At 48.7% G+C, this 16,774-nt stretch carries 12 protein-coding genes, 5 pseudogenes and 1 other annotated feature; of the genes and pseudogenes, 5 read left to right on the top strand and 12 right to left on the bottom strand.

Annotated features, from left to right (window positions below; genetic code table 11):
* The first annotated feature begins 213 nt into the window (after positions 1-213).
* Positions 214-948, top strand: a pseudogene (locus tag HV261_RS27190) (IS5 family transposase).
* On the opposite strand, the gene def reads toward HV261_RS27190, so the two are convergent.
* Entirely contained in the window at positions 937-1,389 is a 453-nt protein-coding gene (gene def / locus HV261_RS27195) for a peptide deformylase (protein WP_016154430.1), read from the bottom strand. The pseudogene HV261_RS27190 and the gene def overlap by 12 nt on opposite strands.
* A 176-nt stretch (positions 1,390-1,565) precedes the next feature.
* Complete coding sequence (locus HV261_RS27200; RefSeq protein WP_016154429.1) at positions 1,566-2,933, bottom strand: OprD family outer membrane porin; 1,368 nt, start codon at positions 2,931-2,933, stop codon at positions 1,566-1,568.
* Positions 2,934-3,315: 382 nt separating this feature from the next.
* Here HV261_RS27200 and HV261_RS27205 point away from each other — a divergent pair, with 382 nt between their 5' ends.
* Positions 3,316-3,672, top strand: a complete 357-nt coding sequence (locus HV261_RS27205; protein ID WP_016154428.1) for an IS4/Tn5 family transposase DNA-binding protein — start codon at positions 3,316-3,318, stop codon at positions 3,670-3,672.
* Between the two features lie 172 nt (positions 3,673-3,844).
* On the opposite strand, the gene HV261_RS27210 is transcribed toward HV261_RS27205, so the two are convergent.
* The 5 genes and pseudogenes from HV261_RS27210 to HV261_RS27230 form a co-directional block, all read right to left on the bottom strand.
* The gene (locus HV261_RS27210) at positions 3,845-4,036 is read right to left on the bottom strand and encodes a hypothetical protein (protein WP_045890344.1); all 192 of its coding nucleotides are present in this window, start codon (positions 4,034-4,036) and stop codon (positions 3,845-3,847) included.
* Between the two features lie 306 nt (positions 4,037-4,342).
* Positions 4,343-4,555 carry a YdgH/BhsA/McbA family protein gene (locus HV261_RS27215; RefSeq protein WP_016154425.1) on the bottom strand — a complete coding sequence of 71 codons (213 nt, stop codon included), beginning with the start codon at positions 4,553-4,555 and terminating at the stop codon, positions 4,343-4,345.
* A gap of 426 nt (positions 4,556-4,981) precedes the next feature.
* Positions 4,982-5,722: an IS21-like element helper ATPase IstB gene (istB, locus tag HV261_RS27220; protein ID WP_269150626.1), complete on the bottom strand. Its 741-nt coding sequence runs from the start codon at positions 5,720-5,722 to the stop codon at positions 4,982-4,984.
* Positions 5,723-5,735: 13 nt separating this feature from the next.
* Positions 5,736-7,279, bottom strand: a pseudogene (gene istA, locus HV261_RS27225) (IS21 family transposase).
* A 267-nt stretch (positions 7,280-7,546) separates the two neighbouring features.
* Positions 7,547-8,002: pseudogene (locus tag HV261_RS27230) on the bottom strand (IS66 family transposase); the annotation flags it as partial.
* Between the two features lie 50 nt (positions 8,003-8,052).
* Between HV261_RS27230 and HV261_RS27235 the strand changes: the two are divergent.
* Positions 8,053-9,293 (top strand): annotated as a pseudogene (locus tag HV261_RS27235) (IS3 family transposase).
* Positions 8,361-8,477: a sequence feature (AL1L pseudoknot), on the top strand. It overlaps the preceding pseudogene by 117 nt.
* A gap of 46 nt (positions 9,294-9,339) precedes the next feature.
* Positions 9,340-9,567: pseudogene (locus tag HV261_RS27240) on the top strand (transposase domain-containing protein); the annotation flags it as partial.
* Between the two features lie 177 nt (positions 9,568-9,744).
* Here HV261_RS27240 and HV261_RS27245 read toward each other — a convergent pair.
* From HV261_RS27245 to HV261_RS27260, 4 genes are all read right to left on the bottom strand, one after another.
* Positions 9,745-11,706, bottom strand: a complete 1,962-nt coding sequence (locus tag HV261_RS27245) for a DUF3732 domain-containing protein (protein WP_016154418.1) — start codon at positions 11,704-11,706, stop codon at positions 9,745-9,747.
* A complete protein-coding gene (locus HV261_RS27250; RefSeq protein ID WP_016154417.1) occupies positions 11,703-12,191 on the bottom strand; it encodes a three component ABC system middle component in 489 nt (162 codons plus the stop codon). The genes HV261_RS27245 and HV261_RS27250 overlap by 4 nt, the downstream gene beginning before the upstream one ends.
* A complete protein-coding gene (locus tag HV261_RS27255; protein ID WP_016154416.1) occupies positions 12,188-13,411 on the bottom strand; it encodes an ABC-three component system protein in 1,224 nt (407 codons plus the stop codon). Before HV261_RS27255 ends, HV261_RS27250 begins: the two co-directional genes overlap by 4 nt.
* A 568-nt stretch (positions 13,412-13,979) precedes the next feature.
* Complete coding sequence (locus HV261_RS27260; protein WP_032950067.1) at positions 13,980-15,002, bottom strand: IS110 family RNA-guided transposase; 1,023 nt, start codon at positions 15,000-15,002, stop codon at positions 13,980-13,982.
* 142 nt (positions 15,003-15,144) lie between these two features.
* Here HV261_RS27260 and HV261_RS27265 point away from each other — a divergent pair, with 142 nt between their 5' ends.
* Positions 15,145-15,360 (top strand): DeoR family transcriptional regulator, encoded by a 216-nt coding sequence (locus HV261_RS27265; protein WP_223822565.1) that lies wholly within the window; start codon positions 15,145-15,147, stop codon positions 15,358-15,360.
* A gap of 43 nt (positions 15,361-15,403) precedes the next feature.
* On the opposite strand, the gene HV261_RS27270 is transcribed toward HV261_RS27265, so the two are convergent.
* The gene (locus HV261_RS27270) at positions 15,404-16,594 is read right to left on the bottom strand and encodes a tyrosine-type recombinase/integrase (protein WP_016154414.1); all 1,191 of its coding nucleotides are present in this window, start codon (positions 16,592-16,594) and stop codon (positions 15,404-15,406) included.
* Between the last annotated feature and the right edge of the window lie 180 nt (positions 16,595-16,774).

The raw sequence follows: 16,774 nt of genomic DNA on the forward strand, positions 1-16,774 counted from the left end.
AATAACCGATTTAATGAATTATTTCAGTGCGATCTTCATGAATTTTTATCATCCTCCCCCTTACCTTCAAGTTACTGCAAGTCTTAGCCTGTAAGAAATTACTACAGTCACCAGTTTCGGATTGGCCGAGGAGTTTTAGTGAATGAAAGGCTTGCAATGATAAAATTGAAACTTCATTGTTTTTCTGCATCGAGCCTAAAAAAATGACCGGGTATCCCTGAGCACAAAACCAGCCATCCACTCGATACATACCGGAAACGCGTTGATAACCGCGCTGCCATGGATGCCATATTCTTCTTCCTCAGGACTGGTTGTCTGAACGCCACCGGGATATGTTCATCGAGTTCTGCACACCGGCGCTTTAAGGAGTGGCACGATTCAGGCATTTTTGAGCGCTTCTGGCAGAACGGTTTGCTTGCCTGCGAGCATCTGGACAGCATTGACTGGTCCTGGTTGTCGATGGACGGTTGTATGACCAAATCGCCGCTGTCAGGAACAAAAAACAGGTCGCAATCCTAAGGACAAAGGGAAACAAGGTGTAAAGCGCAGCCTGCTGACGGACGCCAGGGGGCTTCCTCTGTCGCTGGTCGTCGCAGCAGCGAACACGCACGACATCAAATTGGTTGCGGATACGCTCGATGCCCTTCAGGCGGGGCATCCGGGGGGAAACTCAGGCTCTGTCTGGACAAAGGTTACGAAGCTGGATGGCTGAAAACGTATCTGCAGAGTCGCCGTTACGAGCCACATATTCAGTCCCGTAAAGAGGAGTCTGACGCCAGTAAAAACAGGGACTTCAAAGCCCCTCTCTGGGGCGTTGAGAGGACTCATAGCTGGATGAATCGCTTTCGCCGGGTTCTGACCCGATGGAAAAAGAAGGCCGAAAATTACGAGGCTATGTTGCATTTTGCCTGTGGTCTTATCGTCTGGAATAAAGTCCTATTGAGATAGGCTCTTAGTTAATAGAATCCCGTTCATATGGTCTATCATATGCTGTATACAGATCGAGAGAGTACCACTTGCACTAAAATTTATTGTATTCCCAAAAGCATCAAGAGCGGTGACATTTATTTTCTCTGCACGGTATACAAAACGACTGGTTCCTGGTATAGAAAGACATTTTTCCTCAGTGATATTTTTTTCTTCCTTACTCTCAGCAATTACCGGATTAATTAATACTATTGGTTGCACCAGCGATTCAGGGACATCAATTACAGCAATCCTTTGGTGAACACCAACCTGGGTTGCTGTTAAACCTACACTGGATGTACCGTACATAGTGGTAATCATATCCTTAATAAATTGCCGGGTTATCGGTGAAATATGTTCGACGGGCATTGCAATGATCTTCAATTTGGGATCCGGATACTTTAAAACTGATAATAATGACATGCAAGGCTACTCTTTATTTAAATGGCAGTAAAAACGATATGTTTTAAGTCGGACCTGAGTGGAGAACCGGGACAGAAATAACTACCGGACTGACAGCCAGATATAAATTTTCTGCTGCCTGCGAACGTCATTCCGGTCTGTCCTGCTCAACAGCACAACAGACCGGAAACACTATATCAGAGAAGAGGAAGGGTATAACTGACTGTAACCCGGGTTTCATCCTGGTCACGCTGTCCAGCAGAGCCTTTTCTACTTGTGTCAGGCAGAGCGCTGCGCATTGTGGCATTTTTTACGGAGATGCCAAGTCCGTTAAGTATTCCCTCGGGGATAGTATAACTCAGGGCAATATCCCGTTCCCATTCCCCCTTTCGCCCATTCCCGGTATCAATATTATCGGCGTTCAGATAGAGGATACTTAGATTCAGCCCTTTGAGCCCTGCATCAGCAAAATTATAGGCGTACCGTGCCAGCCAGGTTCGCTCCCCCGCCCTGCTGAATTTTAGCAATTGTGCATCAGTAATTAACCAGGTGCTTGTTCCTTCTCCATCACCACGATTCAGATATGGAAAGTCACTTTTCCCCGTCAGCCACTGATAACCACTGCTCACACTGTGACCTCCAGAAGACCATGTCAACTGACCGCTATAAACATTGTTGTCCACTTCTCCCTTTGTGCGATTATTTCCGTAATAACCAGTACTTACATATCCGGCACTCCGTCCTGCAGCACTTCCGTTCTTTCCGTCTGCATCGCTGATGAATATACGAATATCTGATTTCAGGTTCCCGGAAACGATTTTCAGGTTATGTGCCAGTCCGATATAGTTTTGTCTGTAAAAATTATCCAGCTCACCGTAATAGTATGAGAGAGTCATGTCTTTCATAAGAGTATAGTCACCACCGGCGAAATAAAAACGATTACTGCTCCGTGAAGTGGGACCACTTCCATTGGCTCCGGCAATGGACATTCCGCGCATATCTGTGGAGTTACGTCCTTTTGTATGTGTGAGAACGCCGCCGGTCAGACTCAGATCGTCGATATCTGTTGATGATATTTGTCCTCCCTGATATGTCATGGGCAAAAGGCGGGCATCGTTGTATATAACGACGGGATTTTTGGGCTGAAGCGTTCCATAACGGAGTTCCGTATCAGATATTTTTGCCCTGCCGGTAACCCCCAGGCTACCGAACTGATGAACCGCTCTGCCATCATTGTCTAGCGGAAATACTGTACCGGGTTGCCGACCTGACGCCGGTGAGCCTGCTTTACCTCCTCCGTCAAGTCTGATGCCCAGTAGCCCCAGAGTGCTCAGTCCGAATCCCACTGGCCCTTCAGTATAACCTGAATCGTAATTGAGGATGAACCCCTGTCCCCATTCTTCCTGTTTACTGAACCCGTCCCCACTGCGATTATCTGTATTAATATAGAAATTGCGGAGTGTGAGATTGGCCTTACTGTCTTCAATAAAACCGGCTATCGCATTAGGGACTGTAACTCCCGGCATCAAAGCTACAGCAGATATTACGAGTGTAACTATTCTCATTCAGGTAATTCCTTTAGCTTGCCTGATATCAATATACGCGGTAACACGAAGGGAAAATGGCAGAAAATAATGAGGTATTTGTTTACCGCTGCACTAAGTACGAATCCAGTTCATATCAAAAACCATGAAGTGGCTACAGGGTCAAGACTTTTTTTTTCAGACTGACTGCTTATACCATGGATTGGCCCTATGCACCGTGTTTCTGCTGGTTGTAAGACAGGAGACTTCCGTTTAGACCGGCACTGTTTTCAGGGAGGGAATCAATCTGATGTATCAAGCGAATTGGGTTAATTGTAAGCGTCCAGCGAGACTTGCAACTACCCACAATTATATTAAGGTAATCATTATGATAATCAGCTAAATTACTTTCAGGGATGGTTGAATGATTAATCAGGAACAGACTTCGCTTTCATGGCTCGATGAGGAAATTAATTCTTCTGTCTTTAGCGATCGCCGCCGTGCCAGTCGTTTTAAAAGTCTCATGCAAAAACTCTGGCGGGGGATGGGCAACAGCCTCCCTTTTGCCTGCCAGGATAATGCAGCAACAAAAGCCGCTTACCGGTTCCTTTCCAGTGACAGGATTGATGAGCAGCACCTGCTGCAGGGACATTCCGAGGCTACCAGTCAAAGGATATATGCGCTGCAAGGTGAGAAGATTCTACTGCTTCAGGACACCACAACATTTGGCTACCACCGGGATAACCCTGATGCAGTAGGATTTGCAGGCAATCACACCTAATCAAGATGGGGAATGATGCAGGTGTCAATTGTGGGATCCTGATGCATTCGAGCCTGGCAGTGACGACATCAGGGCTCCCGCTGGGTCTGACCGCGGTGAAGTTCTGGACCCGAAAAAAATTCAAAGGCACTAACGCACTTAAAAGGAAAATTAATCCGACCGTTTTTTTACATCAGATCACTGGCTGACAGTCAAAGACGTGGCTCACGTCTTCATGGTTGACATAGTCTGTCCGGACAGAGATGTCCATATCCGAGCAAGTTTCCGGCAGGAACGAGGTTGCCATAGCTCCGGATGAGAGCATGCCAGTCAGAATCAGTACTGCAGTCACGCTAAATTTTTTCATCTGTATATTCCTCTTCATCAGATATCGCCGTTTCACCTGTTAATGTGTATTAAAAACCCTGTGGTTCATACAGGGTCAACACCCTTACGCTGTTTTTTCTGGTGGGATAAGGACAAAAAAAAAGCTACCTGGGGGTAACCTGACTAAAACAGTCATCAAGGAAAACGGACAACAGGGATAGGGTTGTCCTGGAGGGTGTGTCCGCATGTGAGGTCGCCGGCGGAACCGGAGGTGACCCCCACTATAGTGGCAGTCAGTCCGGCAGTTCCCTCTGCGACCATCTCACGCGTTTACTGCTCAGGTTCAGGGTAATACCGTCCCGGATTACTTATCAAGTACTGCAGTCACGCGGGCAACGTTTTTCTGGTCTGCACTGGTGATGCGGTAGGACGAAGCACCGGATTCCTGGGCGATAGCGGCAATTTTCGCTTCCGCGTTGTTCAGGGTGTCAGCAGTAACGCTGACGGACTGGGCGAAGCCGGAGAAAGAAACTACGGAGAGCATACCGGCAGCAGCAAGCAGTTTGATGTTTTTCATGGTCATATTCCTTGGGTTATCTGGTCATCTGGTCATCTGGTGATACCGGCGTCATCGCCGTCTCACCTGTTGATGTGTATTAAAAACCCTGTAGTAAATACAGGGTCAACAAGTTATTTTGTAAATTATTGTCGGCTGTGTTTTTGTCGTTTTCATACAACCCAGCTCTTGAAAGAGCCTCACTGTGGCTGACGAGAAATGAGAAAATACGGCCGTAACAGACACCGCGAAACCGGGATTGCGCTGGGGAGATAGGTCGGTGCAGGGCAAGTTAACTTACAGGATTAGTGAGGGTTTATGATGTTACGGCTACTGATTAAGTACGCGTGCGTATTCTGGCGAAGTTGAACGGTTATTCCGGAGGAACGTGAACGCGTTATTCCCTAACGCGCCCTAACTTCTTTTTATTACACCGACCGTTCACTTTCAGTCAACCTGTGCCAGTCGTTTTCTCATCGACTCACCCTTCATTTCCAGCCGGTGGGAGTTATGCATCAGACGATCAAGGATCGCGTCTGCCAGCGTGTTATCGCCAACGCAGCCATACCACTCATCCGTTGGCAGCTGGCTTATCATCACCGTGGCGTTCTTTCCGTATCTGTCATCCATCAGTTCCAGCAGATCGTTACGCTGCGCTGGCAGCAACGGCTCAAGGCCCCAGTCATCCAGGATAAGCAGCTGCGTTTTTGACAGCTGAGCCAGCTGCTTTCGGTAACTACCGTCTGCGCGGCTGTGCGTCAGTTCAACCAGCAACCGGTTCAGTCTCCAGTACTGTACGCTGTAACCCTGCTGGCAGGCGTTGTTGCCAAGGGCGCAGCCCACATAGGTTTTGCCGCAACCGCAGGGGCCGGTTATCAGCAGGTTCTGCCCCCTGACCACCCATTCGTTCTGGCTTAGCTGAGCGATCCGAGAACGTTCCAGGTTTCTCGCTGGCTGGTAGTCGATGTCCTGGACCGAGGCTTCAAGCCTCAGGCGGGCTTTTTGTAGCAGACGTTTCTGTTTACGCTGATCCCTTTCGAGTGATTCGCGCGTGACCAGCAACGCCAGTCTTTCCCTGAAGGAGAGCTCTTCGTAAGTGCCGGGTTGCTCCATCTGTGAGGACAGCGCGGCCGCCATTCCCGTCAGTTTCATTTCTGTCAGCTGTTTCATCAGCGTATGTGGCATTATCGGATCCCTTGTTTCAGTGGAAGTGGCGTGGGCCACGGATGTTTTCATGTTCCTGAGGAAGCTCCCGGGACGGGTGCAGATCTTTGTCCGCCGGAACCAGGTCGCGGTTATTCTTCAGGATCGACTTTATCTGCTTCAGCCGGGTTAACCCCTCTGCATTGGCCAGCCGACAGCTGTTATTGACGCGCTCAGAAGGATATTCACGCGTCAGGCTCAGCAGCCCCAGACACAGGCGATAGGCCTGTTCCGGATGCGCTTTTTCAGCCAGACGCTCGCTGACCCACGTGAAGGTGTCGGAGCCCACACCGGCCGCCCAGCTTTTCAGCCGCTCTGGCGTCCACTGCTGATGATGACGATGGCGCTCCGGCATATGTTCTGCTGCCGTACTGTTGCCCGGATGAAGACGCCGCGGGTGACTGGCGATCATCTGCCCGTCAGACCAGACTTCAAGCAGGTTGTCGAAGGCATGAAGCTCCACCGTTTTACCGACGTGCTGATGGGGGACTGAGTAGTGATGCTGTTCATATTCCACGTGATAATCGATATTCACCTTCGCTTTTTTGATGTGCCGGTAGCGCCACTACTGCACCGGTAATGGCCTGAGCACAGTTTTGTCCAGCCTTTCGAAGGCCTCACGGCGATTGCCCGGCAGTTTTTTGAAGGGACGTTCGTTGAGCCCGGTTACCAGCGTACGGATACAGTGGTTCAGCTCAGCAAGCGAGAAGAAGACCTGGTGACGGAGCCGGGCCAGGATCCAGCGTTCGACGATCTGAACGCCAACTTCCGCCTTCGGCTTGTCTCTGGGTTTTCTGGGGCGGGCAGGTATCACCGCAACCTGATAATGCTCAGCCAGCTGCTGATAGGAGGGATTCAGTTCGGGATCGTAACGACTGGCTTTGCTAACCCCGCTTTTCAGGTTATCCGGAACCAGGATTTCGGGGACTCCACCGAAGAACTCCAGCATCCTGACGTGGCTGAGAAGCCAGTCTGACAGCGACTGCGTATAGGTAGCCTCCGCGAAGGTGTAGTTTGATGCGCCCAGCACCGCCACGAAGATCTGGGCCTGCCGGCATTCACCCGTCTCAGGTGAGATAACCGACACTGTGGGTCCACAATAGTCGATAAAGCATTTTTCACCGGCAAGATGCTGCTGGCGCATGGAGCGTTTCTGTGACTGGCACCAGGTCTGATAGCGGCAGCAGAACTGCGAGTAGCTGTACGCCCGAACCGGCATCCTCTGGCAGTATCCCTCCCACAGCAGGTGGCGGGTGACGCCTTTTTACGCAGCTCCATATGGATTTCAGCCCAGTCGGGATCCTCCAGCGCGCCAGGACGACTGTCAGACTCAGGATAAAGCAGACTGGCAAGTCGGGGCTCTGACATTCCTTCCGGAAGTGGCCAGGAGATCCCAGCGGCTTCAAGTCGTTTGAGCATTTTCTGGATGGCACCCGTGCTGACATCTGCGCACTGGCTTATCTGGCGGAAGGACAGGCCGACTTCAAAACGCAGCCTTAAAATTTCATGGATTTTATGCATTGCGATTCTCTTGTTTGGCATATATCACACCCTGGAATAAAAGGGATAGATATAGCATCAAAAATCAATGCGTTAAGAATGATTCTGGCAACGTGAACGGCAATTCCGGTCGGGTGAACACCGATTCTGGCAAAATGAACAGTGATTCTGGTCATGGTGCAAAATCGGGGTATTTTCCGCCGGAATACGCGTTCACGCAAAACCAGAAATAGCGTTCACGTTCCGCCAGAATACGCAACGCGATCACCGCCGGAATGTGTAAGCGTTAAACGAGCGCCGTATTGACGGTTATTTATCGGTAAGAACCACGTTCCATGGCAGCAGTTCCGCCACTTTGTTGCTGGGCCATTCCGGCAGTACGCTCAGGATATGGCGAAGGTAGGCCTCCGGATCGATACCATTGAGCCTGCATGTTCCGATAAGACCATTCAGCAGGGCTCCGCGCTCACCGCCGTGGTCGCTGCCGAAGAAGATAAAATTCTTTTTCCCAAGACAGACGGCACGAAGGGCTCGTTCGGCTGTGTTGTTATCAGGCTCTGCCAGGCCATCATCACAGTAGTAGCACAGCGCATCCCACTGGTTCAGGGCATAAGCGAACGCTTCGCCCAGACGGGATTTTTTCGACAGAGTGGCGCTTTTCTCCACTAACCAGTCATGCAGGGATATCAGCAGCGGCTTACTTCGGGACTGCCTGGCTGCCAGCCGCTCAGTTGCAGGGAGGCCCCGTATTGCTTCTTCGATTGAACCGCCCCGGGAATCCTGGAGACTAAACTCTCAGTAAAAGGAGATCCCTGATGAAATCAAAATCAGCTAATCGTTACCCGCCGGAATTACGTGAGCGCGCTGTCAGAATGCTCATTGAGCATCTTGATGAATATGACTCTGAACCGGATGCTATCCGTGCCATATCGTCAAAAATTGGTTGTCATTACGATACCCTGAAAGGCTGGCTACGCCAGCACAGAAATGACTTACGCGGTGGTATCAGCCCCGTCAGGACTGGTGATGGCGAGCTGACCAGTAACGAACGTCAACGTTTAAAAGAGCTGGAGAGGGAAAACCGGGAGTTGCGTCGCAGCAATGATATTCTGCGTCAGGCATCAGCCTATTTTGCTCAGGCGGAGCTCGACCGCCACTGGAAAAAATAATGCCACTGCTCGAACGTCTGAGTGGTGCCCACGGGGTCGGGCCGGTATGCCGCGAGCTGGATATTGCCCCGTCGACATATTACTGGCATCAGCAACGTCAGCAATCGCCGGAAAAACACAGCCAGCGCTCGCAGCGTGATGCGCTTCTGAAGGTGCAGATACAGCGGGTGTACGACGATAACTATGGCGTCTATGGAGCCCGCAAGGTCTGGCGTCAGTTACAGCGGGAGGGCATCGGCGTGGCCAGATGTACAGTGGAACGGTTGATGAAACTGATGGGGCTCGCAGGCGTGCTCCAGGGCAAAAAAGTCCGCACCACAACCAGTCGCAGAGATACCGCAGCACAGGACAGGGTAAACCGCCAGTTCGTAGCGGAATGTCCCAACCAGCTTTGGTGTGCAGATTTTACCTACGTCATCACCTGGCAGGGCTTCGCCTATGTGGCGTTCATTATCGACGTGTTCGCTGGCGTCATCGTGGGCTGGCGGGTCTCATCATCGATGGAAACGTCGTTCGTCCTGGATGCGCTGGAACAGGCACTGTGGTCACGGTGACCTTCGGGCACCATCCATCACAGCGACAAAGGCTCTCAGTATGTCTCGCTGGCCTACACGCAGCGGTTGCAGGATGCAGAGCTGCTGGCTTCCACGGGGAGTACCGGTGACTTGTATGATAACGCGATGGCGGAGAGTATCAACGGTCTGTACAAAGCGGAGGTCATCCACCGTCAGGCCTGGAAGAAGCGCTCAGAAGTGGAACTGGCTACGCTGGCATGGGTGGACTGGTACAACAATCGTCGGTTGCTGGAACGACTTGGTCACATCCCTCCGATAGAGGCAGAAAAAGCGTATTACGCTTCCATCGGGAACAAGGTTCTGGCAGCCTGAACTTCCGAACTTAACTCTCTCCAGGAAAACCGGGGCGGTTCAGTATGAAAACGCCCTCCGGGTGGTTGCGCTGGGGCGCCGTAACTACATGTTCTTCGGCTCTGATGGTGGTGGTGACAGTGCGGCAGTGATGTACAGCCTGATCGGTAGCTGCAAACTTAACGGCATCGAGCCGGAAGCCTGGCTGCGCCATGTGATCAGCGTCATCAACACCTGGCCCGCCAACCGCGTGAAAGAACTGCTGCCCTGGAACGTCACCCTCTCTGTAAACTAATTTTTACCCCACGTCCTTCACGGTGCGCTTACGGTCAGGCGGAGTTAAGGTATTGTAGAAGTGTTGATTTCGGCGGGCTTAGAATGCAAAAACGGACCACCATGGAGGTCCGTTGATATGAATTTGGTGCAAGACTCGCAATCGAACCAAAGATGCGGGGATTTTCAAAACTCGTGCTTAATTTGGTAATTCTGACGGTAAAGGCCAGTCTTCTGGTACCAGGGCAGGGGGCTTGGTCCAGGGAAGCTCGGTTAAAGCATCCTGGAACCACTGGTCGCGAAGATTTGCGTGCTCTGTCACGATAAGCTGGAAGCCTGGGACTTCTTCTTGTGTAAACTTCAGCAGTAACGCAAACAGTCTACGTACTGCTGCTAAGTCAGCATCAGCTTCCGTTTTCTGAACAGTACCATCAGCTTCCTGGTAAATTTTTTCAGAAGGGAAATAAACTTGGGTAGGCTGATCAATTAAAAGAAACTGAGGAATGGGGCAATTGTTCTTTGAAGCAAAGAGATGAAGGGCTAACAAGGCAGACAGGTGATAAGCGAGATGATTTTCGCCACCGCCAGTTCGACTCATTGGTACCGGACGATCTGTACGATCAAAGATAATAGTCATTTGGCTTAGATCAAACCGTGCAGGGAGCCCCTGAAATTCTGCATCAAAAGCCTGGATGTAGCGTGTAATCTGTGACGAAATGTTATTCAGAATAGATATGAGTCTTTCATGGCTGCTATCAGCTCCAAATTTCCTTTGTAGGTCTTCGACTTTGAGCTTTAGACGACGATTTTCTGCTTCATATGTGGCCAGTTCTGAGTTAGGTACAAGGTCTTCAAGGAACAAACTTATACGACCAATTACTCTTGCCGCAGCATTATTGCGTGTGCCTAATTGCTCAATAACTTCGTTTGCCGCGATTGCCGCAGCAAGCTCCACTTCTTTGGCTCTTATCGAACTTACAATGGTCTGAACCTCATCTTCTAGTTCAGTAAGATAAACATCCATTTTAGGGCGTTGGCCAGCCACAATGCTCATTTCAGCGTCGAGAGTTGTTAGTTCGCTCAGGAGTGCTTTAGCAATTGGAGATTCCAGTGCTAAATTTGCTTCACAGAATGGCCATTGCCATTCACCAGTTTCCGGATTTTTCGGTAGAGCCTTGATAGAAGATAATCGGTCTTGCTGCTCTAAAACTTCGTTTTCAAAATTACCTGATTGCTTGGCATACATCCGAGCAGAATCAATTCGGGACTGGGTCTGACGTCTGTCTTGTCGTAAACCAGCAATTTCATTTTCAAGAATGGATATTCTATGTCCATCGTCTTCAGGTAGGGGGGACGGAATCCATTGCATTGCAGAACGCAAAACATCAATTACTTCGTCAGTTCCGATTCTCTCTTTGTCTTGTGTGATGATACCCACGGCTCTGGCTTCAGATAAAAGCCCAGAACCTTTTAGCAGTGATGTATCGATTGTATCGCGAGCTTGTTCAAGACGTTTGGCGTTGATTTTCAGATCTCGTTGTGCTGTTCGGAGTTTGGCCTCAAGTTCATAGCGATCATTTGATGAAATACCTAAAAGAATCGGTAATGTGTCGCGAATAGCTTGTGGCTGAAATGCCTCATTTTGTCGATAAAAAAGTTGATCTTTATTTGCTACAAGGCCCTGCTTTTGGAAAAGGTAATAAAAAGTATGCTTGATGTTTGCTTCAAAGCTTTCTCTGCTGTGCCCAATTGCCACGTCTGTACGGTTCTCGCGGATGCCAAGTAATCGTGACAACAGTGCGACTACAGAATCATCATCGGTGTTAACCGAGAGGTCTTTGAAATTTGGTGCGGTCAGTTCATTTCCTCGTCGCAGCATAACGGTGCCACAGCTTGTGGCTCCTGCATTTGGTGTTGGTTTCGCGATTAGTACTTGTTCCTGTGAAAATTGATAAATGACTGCGAACCATGACACTTTATCGCGAATAATACCTTCTGGTACGTTAAAAGTAGATCGACCCATACAGTATTCAATGATCTCAGAAAGAGCTGATTTACCGGTTGAGGAACGGCCAGTAATGACATTTAAACCATTAACCTTAAATTGCAGGTCCCGACGTTGGCCATCATGGCTGTAGACATGAATCGACTTAATTTTCATGGGCGTATTCCAAAGGTCGTGTACACCGTAACGCGATCTGCAATACGGGCAAATTCTTTTCCTATATAGCGCGCGACACGCTGGCATGAGATTGATTCTTCAGTCCCTATGACCGATTTGCGAACTTTATTAGGTATTGTTTTCAATCGGCCGTCTTGCGTTACGACAAAACATCCTCGTTCCATGAGCACTCCAAAAGCTTCAAGCGTAAATGGCAGCATATTATTGACGCGGTTAGCAAAATTAATGAGTAATTTGGGATTGTTTTCTATAGTTTTCAAAAGGTAGCGGCGAGGATTTTCAGCAAACACTTGGCGAGAATCTTTTTGCAGACATAATGGTAAAACTAAAAGAGCGAGAGAAAATGGCATGCCCTGTGAGTTTTCCTCTTCGTAGCTCTGCATTGCTCTGAATAGTACAACACCACAAAATGCAGGATTGAAAAGATTCCTTATCTCGAATGGACGCTGATCCCATTGCTTCATGCTTGGGCTCCCAACAATTGCCCAATTCTATTTAGGAAGTGGGGATGCCAGAAAATTTTGGGTAGTGGTCTACTGTTCGCAAGGATGTGAAATCCTCCTCGAACTACATAAGGCTCAGTCACTCGTTCTCGGATTCGCAATGAGTGAATATTACCACTTTCAAGATCGGCCCATTGATACAATGCTTTTCCCGCAGTAATAAGTACTTCGTCAGCTGAATTTTCATCTAATTCTTCAAAAACTACGTCTTTATAGCGACTCCATTCATCAACAAGGCGGTCTTCATAATCTTCCATCTCTCCTGTTACCAAAAGGTTTTCACGCGCCCATGAAGAACGCTGCTCAAATGCTCGGTAGTAGTCGAGAATAGCGTTTCGGATACGATTAGAGGAAACCCCTATTTCACGGAGTTGCACAACAAAGAGCCTGGGATCATTCATCGCATCGATTTCTCCAACGGGAATTTTTCCTCTGAACGTAATCGGCAGATTGTCCGATTTGTACTCTTCAGAAAATGCTGCAAGTTTGTCGGAAATCTCATAACCAAAAATCGCCTCTTTACGTTTCCCTGTTAGCAGATCGACTATCGTGTTATTCCACCACCCTTCAAGTCGTTCAAAAATAGCGTCTCGGTTATCGCGTCTAATGATACGCATGTGTTGATTTTTGATAATTGTTGGGAGGTCTTCAATGCGAGGCCCGCCATCAAATATGATTATCCGTGATAAGAAGTCATCTTTTTGCTCATCAGTCAGTTTATTGAACTCATCGGCTATTGCCGTGATCAGTTTTGACTTGCTTCTAGCCAGAGCTGTGTTGGTGAGTTGAGTTATTGATACTGAATTATCGTCTTTTGTTGGCGGTTCGACTAAGAAGTGTTGCAGGAACGAGGAGTTTGAGATAGATCCGGTCGTAAACAAAAAGAAACGAAGATTTGCTTCGGTTTTACCATCACGATTATAGCGGTCAAGCCAGATGCGGACTGACTTCCAAAAATCGGTAGACAGGTCGGTTAGAGTATCCCCATCCCCTTTGTGTTTGAGCGATGCCAGTGTTTTGACACCATCAAAACTAACGAAGTCTAGGTCATCATCTTTTTCGATCAAAACAGATGTATCTTCTGGCCACTGAAGAAGCTTAAGTAGCGCAAAACGAGGCTGATAGATATACCCTAAGCCCTGTTCACCAGCAGCGTATTGATCGCTAGATACTCCGGTCATTTTAAGTCCCTGCGTCGATTGCGCTTTCAGCTGTACGGAAAAATGGCTCATGAAAGCAACAAGTTACCATCCAATGTTTGGTGGTACGTATCACATCATCGATATTAGCTTAAAACAATACCACTGTGTTTCCTGCGTGAATAGAAAAAGTAAGTACTTGAGAATGCTAAATGTGAAGTGAATAGCCTTCCGTGCCGAGGTTTATCGTGCTGATGAGGCACTTTGTAACCTGAATGGAAAACGGCGTTCGGTCATGTGAAGGTTTTTGTTGTAAAAACGCTTCTTAATAGGGGGACCTATATGGTCTTCCCCCGTATTGCAAGAACGCAGTGACAATGAAAGTAACAGGTTTGCTTTCGTATATTCGGCCTGTTGATGAAGCTACTGCTTCTGGCCTTGATGAAACATTCGCGCATATCGTCCTTAACGCTTACACGGCCTTGATTAATTCTGGCCAAGCCCCGATCCCAGGTTTTCGATATGCAGGTTTGACCTGTTTTTCATCGTTTCTGCTTTCTACGCAATGCTGGAGTTAACGGTATAAATTACCCTGTTTCAACTTCTTATTTCATGCTACCGAAACCCGGTAAACTTCATTACGAGTGATAATAACCCAGGCAATACGAATTAACTTATTTGCCAGGGCGACGACTGCCCTGTTAAATCCTCGTTTCTCCCGGACCAGGTTAACCCATGAGCTAAGTTGATCCGTTTTGCCTGCGGATCTGAACAAAACAGCTCGGGCACCATGTATCAGCATTGATCTGACGTAGCTGTTTCCACATTTGGTGATCCCCAGAAGAACCTGTTGCCCCCCTGTGCTGAATTGTCGTGGAACCAACCCAAGAGCCGCTGAAGCATCCCGACCTCTTTTAAACTGTTTTCCATCACCCATCCAGCTTTTCACTGCCAGACTAACCAGTGGACCAAAACCCGGAATAGAAAGTAGGCGCTGGCATACTGAATCCCCGGCGGCATTTTTTCGCTGTCGGTTGTCATACCATATGAGTTCATCATCCAGAGCCGCCAGCCGCTGATATTGCCGTTGTAACAGTTCACGCATCTGGGGCGTAAATCCATTCTCTGCATCTTCAAGCAACTCGGGTAATTTACGTCGAAGCTCAGTTGCGCCTTTACGCAAAACAATACCATACTCTGCCATTAACCCTCTGATATGGTTGATTAACTGCGTTCTTTCTTCAGAAACAAGTCGTCGCATTTTTAAAAAGGTTTGTTCATCCTGCTGAGATAGCGTTTTTACCGGAACTGGGCGAATTGTTCCGTGCCAGCAGGCTTCGGCAATGGCCTGAGCATCGTTATAGTCGTTTTTCTGGCGACGCTGATAAGCCCTGACGTGCTGAGCGGGTAGCATCACAACATCATGCCCCGTCTTTTGAATTTCTCTGGCCCAGTGATGAGAAGCACCACATGCCTCCATGGCGACAATCATCCTGGACTGTGTCGTAAACCAGCCAATCAACTTTTCACGAGAGAGCTTAATCCTTCCACCAGGCTTCCCTTCCGGTGAAAGGCTGAAAAGATAAAAATTTGTTTTCGCAAGATCAATTCCAATAATGTTCAGCCTTGACATGGTTTCTCACCCTTTCAACGCTGATTGAATTACCACCATCATGACGGTATTGAGAGTCGCCGTGAAGGAGGGGGTAGACCATCTCATCGCTTACGTTGCTGATGAAGACATTACAAACATCGCGGTGTATTAATCAACGGGGATCAGGTCAACCCGCCTCAACAATGGCGAGTCACTGACCGTCAGGAGCCTTGCTGACGAATTTAGCATTTGCGAAAAAACAATACGGCGTGATCTGACCGAACGTCTTGCTTACCTGAACTTGCTCCGACAGGGAAAGCAGTACTGGATCGCTTCACGTTTAAGTCCATACAGCGCGGTAAATATGCCAGAAGGTTATAGAACAAACAAAAAATAAAAGAATTACGTTCCCCGCACCTTCAGGTGCGGGTGAACAACCACTAACTTTTTGTCGATGAACTGAGAAGATTGTCAATATAATCAGCGTACCACTGCATCATTTCTCGTCTTCCATCCAGATACTGTGCATGGTTATATGTGCCGCGAATGCTGTTTTTATCCACGTGAGCGAGCTGCATCTCGATCCAGACTGTATTAAACCCCTGCTCATGCAAAATGGTGCTCATAGTGTGGCGAAAGCCGTGTCCGGTAGCTTTACCATCGTAGCCGATACGTTTGATAACCATGTTGATACTGGCTTCACTCATCGGTTTGTTGATGTTGCAGCGCCCTGGAAACACGAGTTGATACTGACCGGTATAAGTGCGGAGTTCCAGCAGGATCGACAGAACCTGGTCTGACAAAGGCACCAGATGTTTGCGGCGCTTTTTCATCCGGCTTTCGGGGATTGTCCACAATGCATTCTCCAGATCAAACTCTTGCCATTCTGCAGCGCGAAGTTCAATCGTACGAACCCCCGTCAGTAGCAGCAGACTGGTTGCCATACGCGTAATGCAACTGCCATGGTAATTAGCCAGACTGGCAAGGAACGCGGGTAACTCGGATGCCTGTAGGTGAGGGAAGTGCTCGGTCTTTGGTGCGGTCAGAGTACCGGTCAGTTCCGCAGCTGGATTAATCGTCGCACGCCCTGTTGCTATGGCGTAACGGAAGATCTGATTGCAGTACTGCCGGACCTTACGTAATTTTTCCAGCGAACCGCGTTTTTCAATCAGCCGTAAAACTTCCAGCATCTCCAGAGGCAGGATCTCAGCGACAGGGCGTTTGCCCACATACGGGAAAATATCCTTCTCCAGCGCCTCCTGAACGCTTTCTGCGTAGCTTTCCGACCATGAGATACACTTATGCTTATGCCACTCCATGGCGAGTGCCCTGAAGGTATTTACGACGGATATTTTTTTGGCGAGTTTTTCGAGCTGCTTTTTCTCACTCGGATCGCCGCCATCAGCAATCACTTTTCTGGCTTCATCGCGTTTTACACGCGCGTCAGCCAGAGAGATTTCAGGATAAACACCGATAGATAACTTTTTCTCTTTACCGGCGATACGGTATTTCATACGCCAGTAGCGTTTTCCGGTGGTGGTTACCAGGAGAAAAAGGCCACGTTCGTCAGAGAGTTTATAGTCCTTCTCTTTAGGCTTGGCGGTCTCGACCTGCCGGGCTGTCAGTGCCATATGGGGGCCTCAATTTTCATTGAACACAAAGAGCCCCCTGAAAAGCCCCCGGATGCAACTTGATTTAGAGAGAATCGAGTTGAGGTCAGTGGAGTTCGTAATGTTGGAAAGTGGCGTATAGCAGTGATTATACTTGAGTTTTGTGATGTTTGGGAGACGTACATTGAAGTGAAAGTGGTG

The organism is Citrobacter sp. RHBSTW-00671 (assembly GCF_014103415.1).
GTDB lineage: Bacteria > Pseudomonadota > Gammaproteobacteria > Enterobacterales > Enterobacteriaceae > Citrobacter.

Bases quoted from the DNA above. Each gene is read 5' to 3' on its own strand.
- HV261_RS27260 (WP_032950067.1), bottom strand. From the start codon at position 15,002: ATGTCAAGGCTGAACATTATTGGAATTGATCTTGCGAAAACAAATTTT.
- HV261_RS27215 (WP_016154425.1), bottom strand. From the start codon at position 4,555: ATGAAAAACATCAAACTGCTTGCTGCTGCCGGTATGCTCTCCGTAGTT.
- HV261_RS27205 (WP_016154428.1), top strand. From the start codon at position 3,316: ATGATTAATCAGGAACAGACTTCGCTTTCATGGCTCGATGAGGAAATT.
- HV261_RS27270 (WP_016154414.1), bottom strand. From the start codon at position 16,594: ATGGCACTGACAGCCCGGCAGGTCGAGACCGCCAAGCCTAAAGAGAAG.
- HV261_RS27200 (WP_016154429.1), bottom strand. From the start codon at position 2,933: ATGAGAATAGTTACACTCGTAATATCTGCTGTAGCTTTGATGCCGGGA.
- HV261_RS27245 (WP_016154418.1), bottom strand. From the start codon at position 11,706: ATGAAAATTAAGTCGATTCATGTCTACAGCCATGATGGCCAACGTCGG.
- HV261_RS27210 (WP_045890344.1), bottom strand. From the start codon at position 4,036: ATGAAGAGGAATATACAGATGAAAAAATTTAGCGTGACTGCAGTACTG.
- HV261_RS27250 (WP_016154417.1), bottom strand. From the start codon at position 12,191: ATGAAGCAATGGGATCAGCGTCCATTCGAGATAAGGAATCTTTTCAAT.
- def (WP_016154430.1), bottom strand. From the start codon at position 1,389: ATGTCATTATTATCAGTTTTAAAGTATCCGGATCCCAAATTGAAGATC.
- HV261_RS27255 (WP_016154416.1), bottom strand. From the start codon at position 13,411: ATGACCGGAGTATCTAGCGATCAATACGCTGCTGGTGAACAGGGCTTA.